At 74.7% G+C, this 18,744-nt stretch carries 11 protein-coding genes; 5 read left to right on the forward strand and 6 right to left on the reverse strand.

The window, feature by feature from the left end:
• Positions 1-63: 63 nt before the first annotated feature.
• From trmB to ACZ3ZE_RS21930, 3 genes are all read right to left on the reverse strand, one after another.
• Positions 64-870: a tRNA (guanosine(46)-N7)-methyltransferase TrmB gene (trmB, locus tag ACZ3ZE_RS21920; protein WP_361167780.1), complete on the reverse strand. Its 807-nt coding sequence runs from the start codon at positions 868-870 to the stop codon at positions 64-66.
• 192 nt (positions 871-1,062) lie between these two features.
• The gene (gene lhgO, locus ACZ3ZE_RS21925; protein ID WP_363293346.1) at positions 1,063-2,265 is read right to left on the reverse strand and encodes an L-2-hydroxyglutarate oxidase; all 1,203 of its coding nucleotides are present in this window, start codon (positions 2,263-2,265) and stop codon (positions 1,063-1,065) included.
• 73 nt (positions 2,266-2,338) lie between these two features.
• Complete coding sequence (locus tag ACZ3ZE_RS21930) at positions 2,339-3,769, reverse strand: MFS transporter (protein WP_361167777.1); 1,431 nt, start codon at positions 3,767-3,769, stop codon at positions 2,339-2,341.
• Between the two features lie 594 nt (positions 3,770-4,363).
• Here ACZ3ZE_RS21930 and ACZ3ZE_RS21935 point away from each other — a divergent pair.
• The gene (locus tag ACZ3ZE_RS21935; protein ID WP_361620988.1) at positions 4,364-6,472 is read left to right on the forward strand and encodes an asparagine synthase-related protein; all 2,109 of its coding nucleotides are present in this window, start codon (positions 4,364-4,366) and stop codon (positions 6,470-6,472) included.
• A 67-nt stretch (positions 6,473-6,539) separates the two neighbouring features.
• Positions 6,540-9,758, forward strand: a complete 3,219-nt coding sequence (locus ACZ3ZE_RS21940; protein ID WP_467260207.1) for an AfsR/SARP family transcriptional regulator — start codon at positions 6,540-6,542, stop codon at positions 9,756-9,758.
• A gap of 128 nt (positions 9,759-9,886) precedes the next feature.
• On the opposite strand, the gene ACZ3ZE_RS21945 is transcribed toward ACZ3ZE_RS21940, so the two are convergent.
• Positions 9,887-11,896: a sigma-70 family RNA polymerase sigma factor gene (locus tag ACZ3ZE_RS21945; RefSeq protein ID WP_467260209.1), complete on the reverse strand. Its 2,010-nt coding sequence runs from the start codon at positions 11,894-11,896 to the stop codon at positions 9,887-9,889.
• Positions 11,897-12,117: 221 nt separating this feature from the next.
• A complete protein-coding gene (locus tag ACZ3ZE_RS21950; RefSeq protein WP_361167765.1) occupies positions 12,118-12,882 on the reverse strand; it encodes a TetR/AcrR family transcriptional regulator in 765 nt (254 codons plus the stop codon).
• A gap of 353 nt (positions 12,883-13,235) precedes the next feature.
• Between ACZ3ZE_RS21950 and ACZ3ZE_RS21955 the strand changes: the two genes are divergently transcribed.
• Positions 13,236-14,612 (forward strand): NAD(P)/FAD-dependent oxidoreductase, encoded by a 1,377-nt coding sequence (locus ACZ3ZE_RS21955; RefSeq protein ID WP_361167762.1) that lies wholly within the window; start codon positions 13,236-13,238, stop codon positions 14,610-14,612.
• A gap of 106 nt (positions 14,613-14,718) precedes the next feature.
• Entirely contained in the window at positions 14,719-16,395 is a 1,677-nt protein-coding gene (locus ACZ3ZE_RS21960) for an ATP-binding SpoIIE family protein phosphatase (RefSeq protein ID WP_442305771.1), read from the forward strand.
• Positions 16,396-16,401: 6 nt separating this feature from the next.
• On the opposite strand, the gene ACZ3ZE_RS21965 is transcribed toward ACZ3ZE_RS21960, so the two are convergent.
• On the reverse strand, positions 16,402-17,679 hold the full coding sequence (locus ACZ3ZE_RS21965) for an MFS transporter (protein WP_467260233.1): 1,278 nt from the start codon (positions 17,677-17,679) through the stop codon (positions 16,402-16,404).
• A gap of 143 nt (positions 17,680-17,822) precedes the next feature.
• Between ACZ3ZE_RS21965 and ACZ3ZE_RS21970 the strand changes: the two genes are divergently transcribed.
• Positions 17,823-18,389: a MarR family winged helix-turn-helix transcriptional regulator gene (locus ACZ3ZE_RS21970; protein ID WP_361167756.1), complete on the forward strand. Its 567-nt coding sequence runs from the start codon at positions 17,823-17,825 to the stop codon at positions 18,387-18,389.
• Positions 18,390-18,744: the final 355 nt, after the last annotated feature.

An 18,744-nucleotide genomic window follows, 5' to 3' on the forward strand; every position in this document is an offset into this window, starting at 1 on the left:
GAGCCCCACCGACACCGGCGAGGGAGTTCCCGCAGCCTGTGGAAAACCCGCCCCTCGCCGAGGTCAGCGCCTGCGGAACAGCAGGTCGTGGACGATGTGCCCCTTGTCGAGGCCCTGCCCCTCGAACCGGGTCAGCGGCCGGTGCCCGGGCCGGGGCGCGTAGCCGCCGTCGGCCTGGGTGTTCTCGAAGTCGGGGTGCGCGCCGAGCACCTCCAGCATCTGCTCCGCGTACGGCTCCCAGTCCGTGGCGCAGTGCAGCACGGCGCCGGGCTTGAGGCGGGGCGCGAGCAGGGTGAGGAACTCGGGCTGGATCAGGCGCCGCTTGTGGTGCCGCTTCTTGGGCCAGGGGTCCGGGAAGTAGACCCGGCAGCCGTCGAGGGACTCGGGGTTGAGCATCTCGCGCAGCAGGATGACCGCGTCGCCGTTGGCGACCCGGACGTTCTCGAGCCCGTTGCGGTCGGCGAGCCCGAGCAGGTTGCCCTGGCCGGGGGTGTGGACGTCGACCGCGAGGATGCCGGTGCCGGGGTCGGCGGCGGCCATCTGCGCGGTGGCCTCGCCCATGCCGAAGCCGATCTCCAGGACGACCGGCAGCCCGCCGAACATCTCGGTCAGATCGAGCCGGCGCTGCCCGTCGATGTCGAAGCCCCAGTCGGGCCACCGCTTCAGCAGGGCCTCGGCCTGGCCCGCGGTGACGCGGCTGCGGCGCGGCTGGAAGCTGCGGATCCGCCGCTCGTAGTGCGAGCCGGCCGGGTCGGGCGAGGGCCCCTCGCCCGGCGCGAACATCCGGCTGCCGAGCCGCGCGACGCGCTCGTCGGCCTTCGCGCGGTCGGCGGGGGTGGTGTGCGGGTGGTTCTCTGGCTGCTCAGACACAATGCCCCCGATTCTACGGCGCGCGGGGGCGTGCGGCGGGGCGGTGGCGGGCGCCTCGGGCAGGGGGTGGGCCCCCGGGCACCAAGCGCGGGCCGCGCGGCCCGAGGCCGTGGCGTCGTCGGGGAGGCGGCCCCGGCCACAGGGCGGCACCCCGGGGCACCGAACGGCGCCCCCAGCGCCACCGCCCGCCCGCTACAGCAGCGCCAGCGCCCGCCCCGCGACCTCGCGGCCGATCGGCAGGGAGGCCGTCGCCGCCGGGGACGGGGCGTTGAGCACGTGGACCGTGCGGACGGACTCGCGGATCAGGAAATCGTCGACCAGGGTGCCGTCCTTCAGCACCGCCTGTGCCCGCACGCCCGGCTTCGCCCGGCGCAGGTCGCGCTCCTCGACGATCGGCAGCATGCGGCGGACCGCCTCGGTGAAGGCGCGCTTGGACAGGGAGCGGTGCAGCTCGCCCGCCCCGTAGCGCCAGTGCGCCCGGGCGATGGCCCAGCTGCCCGGCCAGGCGAGGGTGCCGGCGAGCTCGCGGGGGCGGATCACCGACCAGCCGTAGCCCTCGCGGGCGAGGGCCGGGACCGCGTTCGGTCCGACGTGGACGCCGCCGTCGATGCCGCGGGTGAGGTGCACCCCGAGGAAGGGGAAGGCCGGATCGGGCACCGGATAGACGAGGCCGCGCACGAGGGAGGGGTCGGCCAGCTCGTAGTACTCGCCGCGGAAGGGGACGATCCGCATCTCCGGGTCGTCGCCCGCGAGCCGCGCCACCCGGTCGCAGTGCAGCCCCGCGCAGTTGACCAGGACCCGCCCGCGCACCACGCGCCCGGCGGCCGTGCGCACGGCGACGCCCCAGGGGCGCCGGTCGACGGCGGTGACCGCCGACCCGTAGAGGATCCGCGCCCCGGACGCCTCGGCCAGCTTCGCCGCCACCGCCCCGTAGTCGACGATGCCGGTCGTGCCGACGTGGATCGCGGCCACGCCCCGCACCCGCGGCTCGTACTCGCTGATCTGCGCCGGGCCCAGCTCGCGGACCGGGATCCCGTTCTCCCTGCCGCGCTGGACGAGCGCGTGCAGCCGGGGCAGCTCCTCGCGGTCGGTGGCGACGATCAGCTTGCCGGTGACCTGGTGGGGGATGCCGTACTCCGCGCAGAACTTGACCATCTCGGCCGCGCCCTCGACCGCGAACCTGGCCTTGAGGGAGCCCGGCCGGTAGTAGATGCCGCTGTGGATCACGCCGCTGTTGCGCCCGGTCTGATGGCGGGCCGGGGCGTGCTCCTTCTCCAGGACGGTGACCCGGGTGCCCGGCGCGGCGCGCGTGATCGCGTACGCCGTCGACAGACCGACGATCCCGCCGCCGATCACCAGCACGTCACAGTCGTAGTCATAGCGGACAGACACCAGCGCCACCTCCCACCCCTGATAGTGCACTGGCCCACTGACAATCCCGCTAAACCGTTCATGTCTGGGACGCGCGTCACGCCGGGGCCACGAGAAGCGGGCGGGCCCGCTCCCGGAGCTCCATGACCCGGGGCTCGTGCCCGTACGGTTCGAGCCGGGTCAGCAGGTCCCGTACGTACTCGGTGGTGCGGGCCGAGGAGATCCGCCCGGCGACCTCCACCGCGCGGGTGCCGGCGGCGCAGGCCGCGTCCAGGTTGCCGGACTCCAGCTCGGCCACCGCCGACACCACGAGCCGCAGCCCGTGCGAGCGCACGAACTCCTCGGTCGGGCGGGACAGGGCCTGCTCGGTGAAGCGGCGCACCTGGCGGGGCAGCTTCAGGTCCCGGTAGCACTCGGCGGCGTCGGCGCAGAAACGGTCGTACGAGTAGAAGCCGAGCCACGTCGGGTCGGCGTCGCCCTCCCGGGAGCGCTCCAGCCAGCCCTCGGCGGCCTTCAGGGCGGCGGCGGCGGCCACCCCGTCGTTGGCCTTGGCGTGCGCCCGGGCCTCCACGAGGCGGAAGAACGACATGGTGCGGGCGGTGGCGAGGCCCCGGTTGCGCTCCAGCGCGGCCTGGGCGAGGTCGACGCCCTCGTCGGCGAAGCCGCGGTAGGTCGCCTGGAGAGACATGGAGGCCAGGACGTATCCCCCGAGGGGGACGTCGGCCGCCGCGCGGGCGAGCCGCAGCGCCTGGATGTAGTAGCGCTGGGCGGCCTCCTGCTGGCCGGTGTCGAAGGCCATCCAGCCGGCCAGCCGGGTCAGCTCGGCCGTCGCGCCGAACAGGGCGCGCCCCACCTCGTCGGCGTAGGAGCCGAGCAGCAGGGGTGCCGCGTCCACCCTTAAGCATTCGGGCACCATGGAGGAACGCCAGTCGCCGCCGCCGTACTTGGAGTCCCAGCGGCGCGCGTCCTCGGCGGCCTCGCGCAGCTTGGCGACGTCGCTGTGGCCCACCCGGATCTGGTCGCCGGGCTCGCCGGCCGCCCGCGGGCGCACCGCCTGGCGCTCGACCGACGGGTCGGCGGGCGTGATCAGCCAGCGCGAGGCGGGCGTCGCGTACGCGCTGACGGCGAAGGAACCGGCGAGCGACTGCCAGATCCCGGCGCCCCCCCGGCGGCCGGCGAAATCCAGCCGGTACAGCTCGGTGGCCGAGCGGACCGCCTCGCCGACGTCCCGCGGGAAGGCGAGGCCGACCTCGGGCGCCGGGTCGGCGTCGGCGAGGCCGATCTCGTGCAGCGGCACGGGCCGGCCCAGCTTCTGGCCGATGGCGGCCGCGATCAGGTGCGGGGCGGCGCCCTGCGGCACCATCCCCTTGGACACCCACCGGGCCACCGACGTCTTGTCGTAGCGAAGCGTCAGGCCCCGCTGCGCACCGAGATCGTTGACGCGCCGGGCGAGCCCGGCATTGCTGATTCCCGCGAGGGCGAGAACCGTGCCGAGCTTTTCGTTCGGCCCGCGTTGCTCCCTGGACATGACGCCACCCCTCGACACGACACCCAGACGGCCGCCACGACGCCGGGCATAGGCGTGCGGCATTCGTAAACACAGCGTAGTTCGCCGCATCCCTACCGTTAAGGGGCGGTGTTCCGTATGGCGAGATTGTTGTGTGATGGACTGAGCGGTCCGGTCAGGGGTGCCGGTCGTGCTCCCGCCGTGTGGCCGTGCGCCCGCCCGTGCGCTCTCGCCGCTCCCCGGGGGGAGCGCTTCCATGAGTGCTGCGTGGGTCGGCCCACTTGGCCGAGGACCGTTGTCCGGGTCCGGTGGGCTGGGGGACACCGCCGTCCCATTCCCCGCGGGCGGCGGACGGCTCCGGGAGGCGACCGCCTCCCGGACTGCCGCGAGCTCCCGCCGCGCCGGGAGCCCTCCCCAGGGAGCGTTCCCGAGCCGTTCTCGGGCCACGGCCGAGTCGAGAATGGCCGAAACCCGCCGGTCGTCCACCGGCCGCCGGGTGGCATGGGGGCCGGGTACAACTGGCCCATGCCAGGGGCGCATTCGCCCTCTCGCGATGCCTCGTGCGCGCCGTCGGCATGGCAGCATGTCCTCCACTCGACCTTTGTGGAGGCGGCGATGCGGTGGCTGGTGGGCTGGAGCAGTGTCGCCGCGCGGTTCGGCGCCCCGCCCGGCTCCGCCGGGACCGTCGGCGACCCCGCCGAGGGGCGCACGGTGCACCCGGTGGGCGCACAACTCCTGTGGGGCGACCCCGATCCGCTGTGGGCGGTCGGCGACTGGCGGCCCGACGAGGTGCGCCTGGTGACCGTCGACGACCACACCCGCCTCGCCGTGCTCGGCTGCTGCGCGGCGAGCGACGAGGAGCTGCGGCGCGGACTGCTCACCGCGCGCGGGGGCGCACTGCGGCACCTGACCGCGTGGGCCGGCGGTTACACCGCCGTCGTCAGGACCGGCCGCCGCATCACCGTCACCGGTGACCTCGCGGGCGCCCGGCCCGTCTTCCACACCCCCTGGGCGGGCGGCACGGCGTACGGCACGGCGGCCCTGCCGCTCGCCGACCTCACCGAGGCCCAACTCGACATCGGACACCTGGCGGCCCTGCTCGCCTGCCCGGAGACCCCCGAGGCGCTGCGCGACTCCACCCCGTACGAAGGGGTGCGCCGGGTGCCGCCCGGGCACGCGCTCATCCTGCGCGAGGGCTCGCGCGAGATCACCGGCTACGACCCGGTCGCCTCCCTCGCCGTGGCGGCGCCCGAGGCCGACCCGCGCCAGGCCGTGGAGGGGGTGCGGGACGCGCTGGTCGAGGCCGTACGGGCCCGCCTCACCGCGCCCCGGCACGCCCCCGAGGCGCCGCTGCCCGACCCGGGGCCGGTGCCCGGGATGGGCCCCGCCGACCGGCGCGCGGCCCGGGGCGGCGGCCCCGCCCCCGGCATCGGCGCCGACCTGTCCGGCGGCAGCGCGTCCGGCACCCTCGCTCTGCTCGCGGCCGGGCTCCCCGGCGTCCCCGGCACCCTCCTCGGGCACGGCACCGGCGCGGGCGAGCGCCTGCTCGCCGTCACCTTCAACGACCTGGCCGGCGGCGGCAGCCGGGAAGAGCTGGCCCGCGCGGGGGAGATCGCGGCCAACCCGCGGCTGCACCACGTGGTCGTCGCGGCCGGCGAGGAGGCCCTGCCGTACGCGGAGCTCGACGGGCCGCTCACCGACGAACCGGGCCCCTCTCTCGTGTCGGCCGACCGGCACCGCCGACGGCTCGCCGGCGGCAGCGCCGACCACTTCACCGGCTTCGGTGCCCGCCAGGTCCTGGACGCCCACCCGGCGCGCCTCGCCGATCTGCTGATGGACCGCCGTCGCCGCTCCCTGGTGCGCCCGGTGACGGCCCTCGCCAAGGCGACCGGCCCCTCGGCGGGGTCGCTCCTCGTCCCGCTCCAGGTGTACCGGGCGGCGCGCCGGCTCGCCCGTACGCCCTACCGCACCGGCCTGGAGGCCGCCGCCACCCGCGTCCTGGAGGCCAACCGGGCGCCCAACGGGGCCTACGGCCCCCTGGAGGCGTCGCTCTCCGCCCTCGCCTGGTCCCGGCCGGGCCCCGCCGCGCGCTGGCTGACCGGCGAGGCACTGGCCGAAGTATCGGTTCGCCTGAACCGGGCGGCGACCCTGCCGGCCTCCGTCCAGCGCCCCGGCGAGGCCCGCGCCCGCGCCGCCCTCGCCCGCGCGGCGGCCGACCACCGCGTCCTCGAACAGGCCGCCGAGATCCGCAGCCAGCGCCTGCACGCCCCCTTCCTGGACAACCAGGTCGTACGGGCCTGCCGCGAGCTGCCCGAATCGCTGCGGGTCCAGCCCGACGCCCGCGCCACGATCCTCCGTACCGTCCTCGCCGGCGCCGGCATCCGCGACCTCCCGACCGGCTGGGGCGCCTCCCACTCGGCGGTCCCCGCCGCCACCACCCGCACGGGCCTGCGCGCCGCGCTCCCGCACCTGATCGCCCTCTTCGACGCGCCCCTCCTCGCCGACGCGGGCCTGATCGAGGCCCGCGTCGTCCGCCACGCCCTGCGCGCCGCCGCCGACGGCGAACAGATCCCCCTCGACGGCCTCGCCGACCTGGTCTCCACCGAACTCTGGCTCCGCCGCCTCCTCGCCCGCCGAGGCTCCTGCTGGACCGGCACCGCGGCCCCCCGCCACCGGGCGGTCCCGGGACCACTGATCCCTTCGGCACGGTCGCTGCCGGCGTGAGCCGCCCCGCGCCCCACTCCGGGTAAACCCCGAGGCGCCGCGCACCCCCAGCCGCGACAATGTCCCGGTGCGGTATCTCATCCTCGGTTCCACCGACGCCCTCGACGCCCATGGCGCGCCCCTGCCCCTCGGCGGGCCCCGGCTGCGGGCGCTGCTCGCCGCGCTCGCGCTGCGCGGGGGACGGGCCGTGTCCGTCGGGGAGCTCGTCGACGACGTGTACGGGGGCGAGCCGCCGCACGACGGCCCGGCCGCGCTCCAGGCCCTCGTCGGACGCCTGCGCCGGGTGCTCGGGAAGGACGCCGTCGCCTCCGGGCCCGGCGGGTACCGGCTGGTCGCCGCCGCCGAGGACATCGACCTGTACGTGTTCGAGCGGCGGGTACGGGACGCCGGCACCCGGCTCGACGCGGGGGACGCCGCCTCCGCCGCCGCGCTCCTGCGCACCGCCCTCGCCCTCTTCCGCGGCCCCGCCCTCGCCGACCTCCCCGAGCACGCCGGCGTGCGCCCCGAGGCGCAGCGGCTCGCCGCGCTCCGGCAGCGCGTCGAGGCCGATCTGCGGCGCGGCGCCACCACCGGCCTCGTCCCGGAGCTGACCGAGCTCACCGCCACGTACCCCTACGACGAGACCTTCCACGCCCAGCTCATCCGCGCCCTGCGCGCCGAGGGCCGCCCGGCCGACGCGCTCGCCGCGTACGAGGAGGCCCGCCGCACCCTCGCGGACGCGCTCGGCACCGACCCGGGCCCGGAGCTCGCCGCCCTGCACGCCGAACTCCTCACCGGGGAAGGGCCCCCGGCCCCCCGGGCGTCCGCCGCCCCGCCCGCCGCCCCGCCCGCCGAGCCCGGCAACATCCGCCCCCGGCTCACCTCCTTCGTCGGCCGCGAGCCCGAACTCGCCGCACTCCGCGCGGAGCTCGACCGCTCCCGGCTCGTCACCCTCACCGGACCCGGCGGCTCCGGAAAGACCCGCCTCGCCGAGGAGGCCGCCCTCCAGGCCGTCGGCCCCGCCGCGTGGAGCGCCGAACTGGCCCCGCTCGACGACCCCGACGCCGTACCGGGCGCCGTCCTCTCCGCCCTCCGCCTGCGCGAGACCAAGCTGATCGCCCGCGACGGCCAGGCCGTCCACGACGACCCCACCGCGCAGCTCGTCGAGCACCTGGCCCACCGCCCGCTCCTCCTCGTCCTCGACAACTGCGAGCACGTCATCGGCGCCGCCGCCGCCCTCGCCGAGACCCTCCTCACCCACTGCCCCGAGCTGCGCATCCTCGCCACCAGCCGCGAACCCCTCGGCGTCCCCGGTGAGTCGGTCCGCCCCGTCGAGCCCCTCCCGCCGGACCCCGCCCACCGGCTCTTCGCCGAACGCGCCCGCGCGGTGCGGCCCGCGTTCCGCGTGGAGGACGATCTCCCGGCCGTCGACGAGATCTGCCGCCGCCTCGACGGCCTCCCCCTCGCCATCGAACTCGCCGCCGCCCGGCTGCGGCTGCTCACCCCGCGCCAGATCGCCGACCGGCTCGACGACCGTTTCCGGCTCCTCACCTCCGGCTCCCGCACCGTGCTGCCCCGCCAGCAGACCCTGCGGGCCGTCGTCGACTGGTCCTGGGAGCTGCTCGACACCCAGGAGCGCGCCCTGCTGCGCCGGGCCTCCGTCTTCGCCGGCGGCTGGGACCTGGCCGCCGCCGAGGCCCTGAACCCGGACAGCTCCGCCGACACCGTCTCCGTCCTCGGCGCCCTCGTCGAGAAGTCGCTGGTCGTCGCCACCCCCACGGACGACGGCGAGATGCGCTACCGCCTCCTGGAGACCATCCACGAGTACGCGGTGGAGCGCGCCGCCGAGACCCCCGAGCCGCTCGCCGCCGCCGAGGCCGCGCACACCGCCCACTTCACGGCCCTCGCCGAGACCGCCGAACCGCTGCTGCGGTCGGGGGAGCAGCTGCCCTGGATCGCCCGGATCGAGCGCGACCTCGACAACATCCGCGCCGCCCTCCACCGCGTCACCGCCACGGCCCCCGACGAGGCCGCCGCCCACCGGCTGGTCTTCGCCATGGGCTGGTTCTGGTGGCTGCGCAACTACCGCCCCGAAGGCCTCGGCTGGACCGAGCGGGCCCTCACCCTCGGCGAGGACCCGCACGAGCGGACGGACCCGCGCTTCTGGCCCCGGATGCGGCTGCGGATGCTGCACTTCTTCCTCGGGGTGGAGAGCCAGGCCATCGGCGACTACCGCGAGGACCCCGAGGCCGCCGCGCTCGTCGCCCGCGTGCGGGCCGCCTTCGCCACCGACCCCGGCCCCGAGTCCGCCCGCTTCCCCGGGCTGCTGTGGCCGCTCACGGCGTACCTGACCGACGGACCCACCGACGTCCGCGCCCTCCTGGACGTCGCCGTCGCCAACGCGCGCCGCCACGGCGGGGCGTGGGAGACCGGCGTCAGTCTCATGTTCCGCGCCCACATGGCCGTCGACATGCCCGGCGGCATGGCGGGCATCGACGAGGACCTCGCCGAGCTGCACGTCCTCTCCCGCAAGGTCGGCGACCGCTGGATGCGCGCCCAGGTGGCCAGCGCCGTCGGTGAGGCCAGCATCATGCGGGGCCGGCACGGGCAGGCCCGTGAGGCGTACCGGGAGGCGCTGGCGCTGGCCCGCGAGGTCGGGGCGCACGCCGAGGCGCCGTTCCTCATAGCCCGGCTCGCCGAGCTCGACTTCCGCGAGGGCGACCCGGTGGCCGCCTCCCGTGGCCTCGACGAGGCGGAGGCCGAGGCCGAGCGCCTGCACACGGGCGACACCCGGACGTACGTCGGCTTCCTGCGCGCCTTCATCGCCCTGTACGACGGGGACCTGCCGACCGCCCGCCGGCATGCGGAGCAGGCCGGGTCCCTGGTCGCCGGGGGCAGCCCGCCGCCGCACTTCCTGGCCGTCGTCGCGGGGCTCGCCGCCCGTATCGAGGCCCACGAGGGCGGCGGCCTCGCCGCCGTCGGCTCCGCGGCGGCGGCGCTGCGCGGCGCCCGGGACGCGATGTGCTCCGAGTTCATCACCTCGGGCCTCGCGGAGGGCCTGGCCACCGCCCTCGCGCTGGCCGGCGAACCGGCGGTGGCGGTACGGGTGCTGGGCGCCTGCGACGGGTGGCGGACGGAGACCCCGCGCGGCATGGCCGAGCGGCGCGAGACCGAGGCCGTCATGGACCGGGCCCGCGCCGAACTCGGCGACACGGCCACCGCCACCGCCCGCGCGTCGGGCCGGGGCCTCGACATCGACGAGGTCCTGACGCTGGTGGAGCCGTACGGGGCGGGGGCGGCGGGGTAGCTGTCCTTGGGAGGAGCCGTACGGGATGGGGGCGGCGGGGTAGGCGTTCCCTGGGGGGAGCCGTACGGGATGGGGGGCGACCGGTTAGCTCTCCTCGGGAGGAGTCGGCGACCGCCGCGACCTCAGCCTCAGGCGCAGTTGATCTGCGACTGCGCCCAGTCCGCGACCGCCGCCCGGCCGAACGGCGTGTGCTCCTCGACCACGAGGCGGATCTGGCGGCGGCCGTCGATGCCCACGTGCACCGGGACCGGCGCGTCACCGGGGCGGATCACCTCGGAGCGCCACAGGCGTTCGCCGTCGCCGTAGACGGCGAAGCGGACGCCGCCGACCTGCTTGAACGGCAGGGTGATGTCGTCGATGCCGACGACCGCGTCATAGCTGGTGCACTGCCGGTTGAGGTCGATCAGCAGCGAGGACGGGGCGTGCACGCTCACGCCGTGCGCGTAGCGAGTGGCGTCCATGGAGAGGCCGGAGCGCTGCCACATCCAGCTGCTCTCGCTCAGGTTGACCTCCGGCTTGGTGCCGTCGCCGAAGATCCCGTACTCCAGCCGGCTGAGCTGGTAGACGGCCGGGGGCGCGGGCGGCGGGGTGGGGGGCGCCGGCTTCGCCGAGGCCGTCGGAGGCGTGGGCCGAGGTGTCGGCTTCGGCGTGGGGGCGGGCGTCGGCTTCGGGGTCGGCTTCGCCGTCCTCGCCGGGGTCGGCTTCGGCGTGGGCTTCGGTGTCGGCTTCGCGGCGGGGGCCGGCGGTGCCTGTACGGGCGGGGGGGTCGGCTGCGGGGTCGGCCTGGGCGCGGGCGGGGCCGGTTGGACGGGGGCGACGACCGACGGCGTGGCCGCGGGCTGGGCGACCGGTGCCGGCTCGGCCCCGGTCAGCGCCCAGACGAGACCGGCGGTCGCGGCGACGGCGGCGACCGCGGCGATGCCCGCCTTCGCGGGGATGCCGAGCCCCTCGGCGGCAGCGGCCGACGAGGCCCCGGCCGAGCCGGTGGCGGCACCCGCGCCCGCGCCCGTGGCCGCCGCGGCGGCACCGGCCGCGCCCGCACCGGCCACCCCTCCGGCGACGACGCCGGCGGCCTTGAGCGAGTACCCGGCGGCGAACCAGCCGATGACGGCGATCGGCAGCAGCGCGGGGATGCCCGCGTTCACGTGCGCCAGCTCACCGGCGGCCAGCCGGCACTTGGCGCACTCGTCGAGGTGCTTGCGCAGCCCCCGCTCGGCCCGCATCCGCAGCCCGCCGCGCGCGAACGCGCCGAGCCGGTCGGCGTAGCGGGCGCAGTCGCCGCCCGCGGTGAGCGACTGGCTGACGTGCGCCTGGAGGTAGGCCTGCTTGAGCCCCTCGCGGGCCCGGCTGGCGAGCACGGCGGTCGCGTTGGCGGTCAGGCCGAAGAGCGGGGCGACCTCGCTGGGCGACTCCTCCTCGACCGTGGTGTGCCACAGCACGGCCTGCCAGCGCTCCGGCAGCGACCGGAACGCCTGCATGGCCATGGACTGTTCGGCCTCGTGCATGGCCAGGACGTCGGCGCCGAGGTCGAGCGTGTCCTGGTCGGAGACCTCGGAGCCGCGGGAGGCCTCGGCGGCGAAGACCGCGAAGTCGTCGACGAGGTGCTCGCGCCGCTGCGTCTTCGTCCAGGTCGCCGCGACCCGGCGGACGGTGGTCAGCAGATAGGCGCGCACGGCCTGTTCGGGCCCGGCCCCGCCGCGTACCGCCTGGAGGGTGCGGGCGAAGACCTCGGCGGTCAGGTCGTCGGCGGTGTGCGCGTCCCGGCAGCAGGTCCTGGCGTAGCGGCGCACGGCGTCGGAGTGGCGCCGGAACAGTTCCTCGTACGCGCTGTCGTCGCCGTCCCGCATGAGCTGGACGAGCTCGGCGTCGGACGGCGGCAGGTCGTGCGGCGGCAGTACGGAGTCGTGCTCGTCGGCCGGGAGTTGCGCCCCCGTCCCGGCGTGGGCCCCGCCCTCACGCTGCTGCGGCACGCTCGGCTCGGGTGCCGACGCGGCGGATCCGGCACCGGCGCCGAGAGGGCCCGCACCGGTCGAGGTGCCGATCGGTCCGCCCTGGCTGGGCACCTGGGCGGAGGGCAGGCCTCCGGTCTCCGTGGTGCCACCGGCGCCCGGCGTCTCGTCCCGACTGTCACCGCTCATCGCGGAAGCCCCCGTTTGCACGCTCGGACCCGAACACCGGTCAAGCCTGCCACAGAGCGCGGGCACGCCGAACCCTCGCGTCCACTTACCACTCGTCCGGGGCGACTTCCCGACGCCGGGCGTAACCGCTCACCCGTTCGCGTGAGGGTCGGCGGTCACCCGGACCGCCGACCCGTCACCCCGGTGTTCGAAGCGGAGCGTGCTCTCCGCGTGCCGCGTGCCTACCGCGAGCGCAGACCCTCCAGAAGGATGTCGAGCAGCCGCGACGAGGCCGCCGCCTGCTGCGCCGCGTCCGGCAGCGCGGGCGCCGCGGTGGCTATGACCAGCAGCACGTCGGACACCGTCACGTCCGGCCGCAGCTCGCCCGCCTCACGCGCCCGGCCCACCAGCCGGCCCACGACCTCCAGGAGCTCCGCGGCCCCCGCGTCGTCCTGCACGGCCACCGGCACCGCACGCGCCCCGGCCGCCCGCTGCTCGGCGAGCTCCCCGTACCCGTTCACGGGAGCCAGGGGCGCGCCGGTCGCCACCGAGATGCGCTGCTGCGGAACCCGTGCCGTGTCCTCCGGCGCACCCGCCGGGAGCAGCACGTCGTCCACGCCCACCCGCAGCACCTGCGGCGGCAGCAGCCGACCGGCGCCCGAGGCAACCGAGGTGCGCAGGAACCGGGAGAGCGCCGACCACGGCTCGTCCTCCTGGCCGAGAGCGGTCCGCGCCTGCTCGGTGAGCCGCGCGGTCTCCTCCTCGGCTATCCGCCTGACCAGCACGTCCTTGCTCGGGAAGCGCCGGTAGACCGTGCCGACACCGACTCGGGCGCGGCGCGCCACGTCCTCCATCGGAGCCCCGTAGCCCAGCTCGCCGAAGACCTCGCGCGCGGCACGCAGCACGTGCTCCAGATTGCGCTGCGCGTCCACGCGCAGCGGCGCCGACCGTCCGTTCGATGCGTTCTGCGCCGTACGGAGCTGCCCGTACGAATCCTGAATCTGCATAAGCGTTCCCCCGCTCATGATGTCTCCCCCCGGAGACTCCCCGCCCTGACACGGAGCTCCGACCGCATCGCGCTCGTGGTCCACGCACGACGATCCGACACTCCGACGAGGTACGAACATAGTTGAGTCCGGGTCAATTCAGAAGGGGCAGTTCCGTACGGTGCGCCCCCCGATCGGAGCAAGGACCGGAACCCTCCCGATTCCGACCCCACCGTCCACCGGCCGCCCCCACTCTGACCTGCGGAGTTCACCACCGGCACGACCCTTTCGCCACCCCGCGCCTCCGCCCCGCTCCGGTCACACAATTTGCCGGGCCTGTGGACAAACCCCGAACGGCGTTGCGTCATGGGACAGTGACCGAACCTGTGCGCATTCTCGTTGTCGGCGGTGGCTACGTCGGGATGTACACCGCGCTGCGCCTCCAGCGGCAGCTCAAGGCCGAGCTCAGAAGCCGCACGGTCGAGATCGTCGTGGTCACGCCCGAGCCGTACATGACCTACCAGCCGTTCCTCCCCGAGGCCGCCGCGGGCTCCATCTCCCCGCGCCACGTCGTCGTCCCGCTCCGCCGGGTCCTCGACCGCTGCCGGATCATCATCGGCGAGGTCCACTCCGTCGACCACGCCAAGCGCACGGCCACCCTGTCCACCCTCGCCACCGAGGAGGAAGGCGCCGGGAACGTCCAGCTCGGCTACGACGAGCTGGTCATCGCCCCCGGCTCCGTCTCCCGCACCCTCCCGATCCCCGGCCTCGCCGACCACGGCATCGGCTTCAAGACCGTCGAGGAGGCCATCGGCCTGCGCAACCACGTCATCGAGCAGATGGACATCGCCTCCTCCACCCGCGACCCCGCGATCCGCGACGCCGCCCTCACCTTCGTCTTCGTCGGCGGCGGCTACGCGGGCGTCGAGGCCCTCGGCGAGCTGGAGGACATGGCCCGCTACACCGCGCGGTACTACCACAACATCAAGCCCGAGGACCTGCGCTGGGTGCTCGTCGAGGCCTCCGAACGGATCCTCCCCGAGGTCGGCGAGGAGATGGGCCGCTACGCCGTCCGCGAGCTGCGCGCCCGCAACATCGACGTCCGCCTCGGCACCCGCCTCGACTCCTGCGTCGACCGCGTCGCCGTCCTCAGCGACGGCACCCGCCTGCCCACCCGTACCGTCGTGTGGACCGCCGGCGTCAAACCCTCGCCGCTCCTCGCCGCCACCGACCTGCCCCGCGACGAACGCGGACGGCTCCGCTGCACCGCCCGGCTCACCGTCGACGGCGTCGAACACGCCTGGGCCGCCGGCGACGCCGCCGCCGTCCCCGACATCACCGCCGGGGAACCCGGACGCGAATGCGCCCCCAACGCCCAGCACGCCGTCCGCCAGACGAAGGTGCTCGCCGAGAACATCACCGCCTCCCTGCGCGGCGCACCGCTCAAGGAATACGCACACGAGTACGCCGGCTCCGTAGCCTCGCTCGGCCTCCACAAAGGAGTCGCCCACGTCTACGGCCGCAAGCTCAAGGGCTACCCGGCCTGGTTCATGCACCGCGCCTACCACCTCAGCCGGGTCCCCACGTTCAACCGCAAGGCCCGCGTCCTGGCCGAATGGACCCTCTCCGGCCTCTTCAAACGCGAGATCGTCTCCCTCGGCTCGCTGGAACACCCGCGCGCCGAATTCGAACTCGCCGCCGCACCCCCACCCGCGCCCAAGCCGTCCGGCGAGGACGAGCCCTCGGGCTGACATCACTGTCAGTGCACTCGTCCACACTGGACGTGTGACCATAGGTGGGCTCACACCTGCACAGAGTGACTCTGCACGGCAACGACACCACGAGGCATACACATCCGTGAACTTCACCCGTTGGAGCGCCCGGCTCCCCGGTACGCAGCGCCGCGCGGCGCGGGGGACCGAAGGCTCCGTGCCCGCGGCCCGCGGTGAGTACGGGCAGCAGAGGGAGCATCCCGCCGCCGAGGCGACGGACGCCGCAGACGCCGCCGAGCCCGCCGACACCGCCGAGGTGCCCGCGCTGGAGGACTTCACCGTCCGGGAGATCGTCGGCCGCCTCCCCGGCCTCGTCGCGCTCGTGTACGGCCCGGAGCACCGCATCGCGTACGTCAACGAGGCGTACGCCGCCGCCTTCGGCCCCCGTCCCACCGGCGCCACCGTCGCCGCCACCTGCCCCGAGGCGGAGGAGCTCGGCCTGCTCCCCCTCATGGACCAGGTCCTGCGCAGCGGCAAACCCCGCACGGTCAAGTCCCGCCGCACCCGCGAAGGCGGCTCCTACACCGTCACCTGCCTGCCCGTCGAGAGCCCGCAGCTCCCCGACGGCGGCGTCCTCGTCCACGCCGCCGACGTCACCGACCACGCCGAGGCCGCCGAGCGGCTCCGCGCCAGCGAGCGCCGCCACCGCGAGACCGCCGTCACCCTCCAGCGCTCCCTGCTCCCCCAGGAGCTGGAACAGCCCGACGACCTGCGCATCGCCGCCACCTACCAGCCCGGCGTCGCCGACGCCGCCGTCGGCGGCGACTGGTACGACGTCATCACCCTCGGCGCCGGCCGCACCGCCCTCGTCATCGGCGACGTCATGGGCCGCGGCGTCCGCGCCGCCGCCGTCATGGGCCAGCTGCGCACCGCCGTCCGCGCCTACGCCCGCCTCGACCTGCCCCCGCACGAGGTGCTCCAGCTGCTCGACGGCCTCGCCGCCGAGATCGACGCCAGCCAGATCGCCACCTGCGTCTACGCCATCCACGACCCCAACGAGGGCCGCCTGGTCTACGCCTCCGCCGGCCACCTCCCGATCCTCGTCCGCGACGAGGACGGCACCGTCCGCAGCGCCGAGGGCCCCACCGGACCCCCGCTCGGCACCGGCGGCTGGCTCCACACCTCCGGCACCATCGCCCTGCCGCCCGGCTCCACCGCCGTCCTCTACACCGACGGCCTGGTCGAACGGCGCCGCGAGGACATCGACGAGGGCGTCGCCGCCCTGGAGCGCGCCCTCTCCGGCGCCACCGGCACCCCGCAGGTCGTCTGCGACCGGCTGCTCCGCTCCCTCGGCGTCACCGCCGAGCATGACGACGACGTCGCCGTCCTCGTCGTCCAGCACCCCGCCCGCCAGGGCACCGACGCCGAGCTCTTCCACAACGCGGCCCTGGAGCTGCTCGGCGGCGTCGAGGCCGCGCCCCGCGCGCGGGCCTTCGCCTCCGGCGTGCTCGCCAGCTGGCGCTTCCCGCTGGAGCTGTGCGACCTCGGCGTCCTCGCCACCAGCGAGCTCGTGGCGAACTCCCTCCAGCACGGCACCCCGCCCATGCGCCTGCGGCTGCGCCGTACCGACCGGCGCCTGATCATCGAGGTCACCGACGGCGACGACCACCTCCCGCGCCGCCGCAGGGCGGAAACGGAAGACGAGGCGGGTCGCGGGATCTCCATCATCGCGACGATCGCCTCGTCCTGGGGGAGCCGCCGCACTCCGGGCGGCGGTAAAGCGGTGTGGTGCGAGTTCGCCCTGCCCACCCCGACCTCATAAAGAGGGTCAGGCGGACGCGGTCTCCTTCGCGGGCCGGTGCTCAGCCACCACCCGCGAAGGCTTCGCCGCCAGCGACGGCTGGTTCTGCACCGGCGTGAGCTGCTTCCCGAGCCGGACCGCCAGGAACGTGATCCCGAGCGAGAACAGCACGAAGGTCACGATGTACGGCCCGTGCAGCGAGGCCCCCATGGGCCCGCCCACGGCCGGACCGACCGCCAGCGCGAGCTGCTTCACCAGGGCGAAGGCCGAGTTGTACGTACCGACCATCGACTCCGGCGCCAGATCGGCCACCAGCGGCGCCACGGTCGGCGACAGCATCGCCTCACCCAGCCCGAACAGGGCGTACGTGGAGATGAACGCCGCCGTCGCCATCGCCTGGCTGCCGTGGCCCAGGCCCGCGTACCCGGCGAACAGCCACGCCACGGTCCAGATCAGACCGACCGCCGCGATGACCCGGCTCCGCTTGCGGCGCTCGACGAACTTCAGCACCAGGAACTGGGCGGCCACGATGACGGCCGTGTTGGCGGCCAGCGCGATGCCCAGCGTCGACGGCGCGATGCCGGCGGCCTCGGTGCCGTACGCCGCGAGACCCGACTCGAACTGTCCGTAACAGGCGAAGAAGAGCACGAAGCCCAGCACGCACAGCTGCACCATCGCCTTGTGCCCGAGCAGCGCCTTGACCCCGCCGCCCTTCTCGGCGGCCGGCCGCGCGCCCGACAGCGCGGGCGAACCCGGCATCCGCACGGTCAGCACGATCGCGCCGAGGACCAGGAACATCACCGCCTCGATCGAGAACAGCAGCAGGAAGCTGCCGGGCCGGCTCTCGTCGACCAGCTGGCCGCCGATCAGACCACCGACACCCAGACCCAGGTTCTGCAGGAAGAACTGCATGGCGAAGGAGCGCGTACGGGTCTCCGGCGTCGAGCACCAGACGATCATCGTCGCCAGCGCCGGCTGCATCACGGCCGTACCGGCACCGAGCAGCGCGGCGGCCCCCACGGCCGCCGGCACGGACGAGGCGAGGCCCATCCCGAGCGCGCCGACCGAGGCGAGCACCGAGGCCACGAGCAGCACGGGCACCGGCCCGCGCCGGTCGATGGCGCGACCGCTGAAGGGGAGGACCACGAGCGCGGCCATGGCGAAGACGGCCAGCACGACACCCGCCGTGGCCGCGCCCAGATCCCGCACCTGAGCGACGTACACATAGAGGTACGGCACGGTGAAGCCGAGTCCGAACGCGCTCAGCGCGCTACCTGCCTGAATCCGGCGCATCGCGGCGCCCATCGCCTTGGTCACACTCACCCACTTCAAGTCGCGGGTTCAGGTCTGTAGCTCTGAACCCTGAAGACTTCAACACTAAAATTAGATCCTTAACAATACACATGGAAGGACTTCAACGCCAACGAGCCGCGTGGGATACTCCCCGCATGTCCGAGACCCCCGAGCAGTCCGGCCCGCGGCCACCGCAGGAGCCGACCCTCGACGAGCAGATCGCCGCCTACCAGCGCGAGTTCCGCGACCTCGACCCCCAGGTCGAGGTGGTGGTCTCCGCCCTGGGCCGGCTGAACCGGCGCATGAACGTGGCGTACGGCCGCCAGGTCGCCGACCTGGGCATCAGCAACGCGGAGTGGGAGGTCCTCAAGACCCTCGTCCTCTCCGGCGCCCCGTACCGGCTCGGCCCCGGCGAGCTCGCCAAGCGCCTCGGCCTCACTCCGGCCGCGATGACCCACCGCATCGACCGCATGGCGGGCGAGGGCCTCGTCACCCGCGACCGCGACGAGACCAACCGGGTGCGCGTGATCGTCGAGCTGACCGACGAGGGCCGCCAGAAGTGGCTGGAGGCGATGCGCATGGCGACGGACTTCGAGGAGGAGCTCCTCCAGGACCTGTCGTCCGAGGACCGCGGCGCCCTGGGCGAGATGCTGATCCGCCTGCTCCGCCGCGTGGAGCTGACCCAGCCGGACGCCGGCGGGCGGCTGACGGACCTCGACTGAGGGTTGACGTGCCTCCAGGAGACGCGTAGTGTTCTCCGAGTTGTCACGGAGCCGGACGGTTCCAGGACAGCCATCCCGCCGCGAAAGCGGCAACCTCAACTCCGCACGATCTCCCATCCGGGACGAATTTCGGCATGCCGGAATTCATTTCGAAAGACTCGATTATGAGTCGCCGGGAAAATCCGCTAGAGTTTGAGACGTCGGAACGGCCCAACAGCCGGAAAGACAAACTCCCGCCGACTGGGAATCAGGCCCGAAAGGATCTGATAGAGTCGGAAACGCAAGAACGAAGGAAGCGCCCGGAGGAAAGCCCGAGAGGGTAAGTACAAAGGAAGCGTCCGCACCTTGAGAACTC

The organism is Streptomyces sp. NPDC023157 (genome assembly GCF_055560575.1).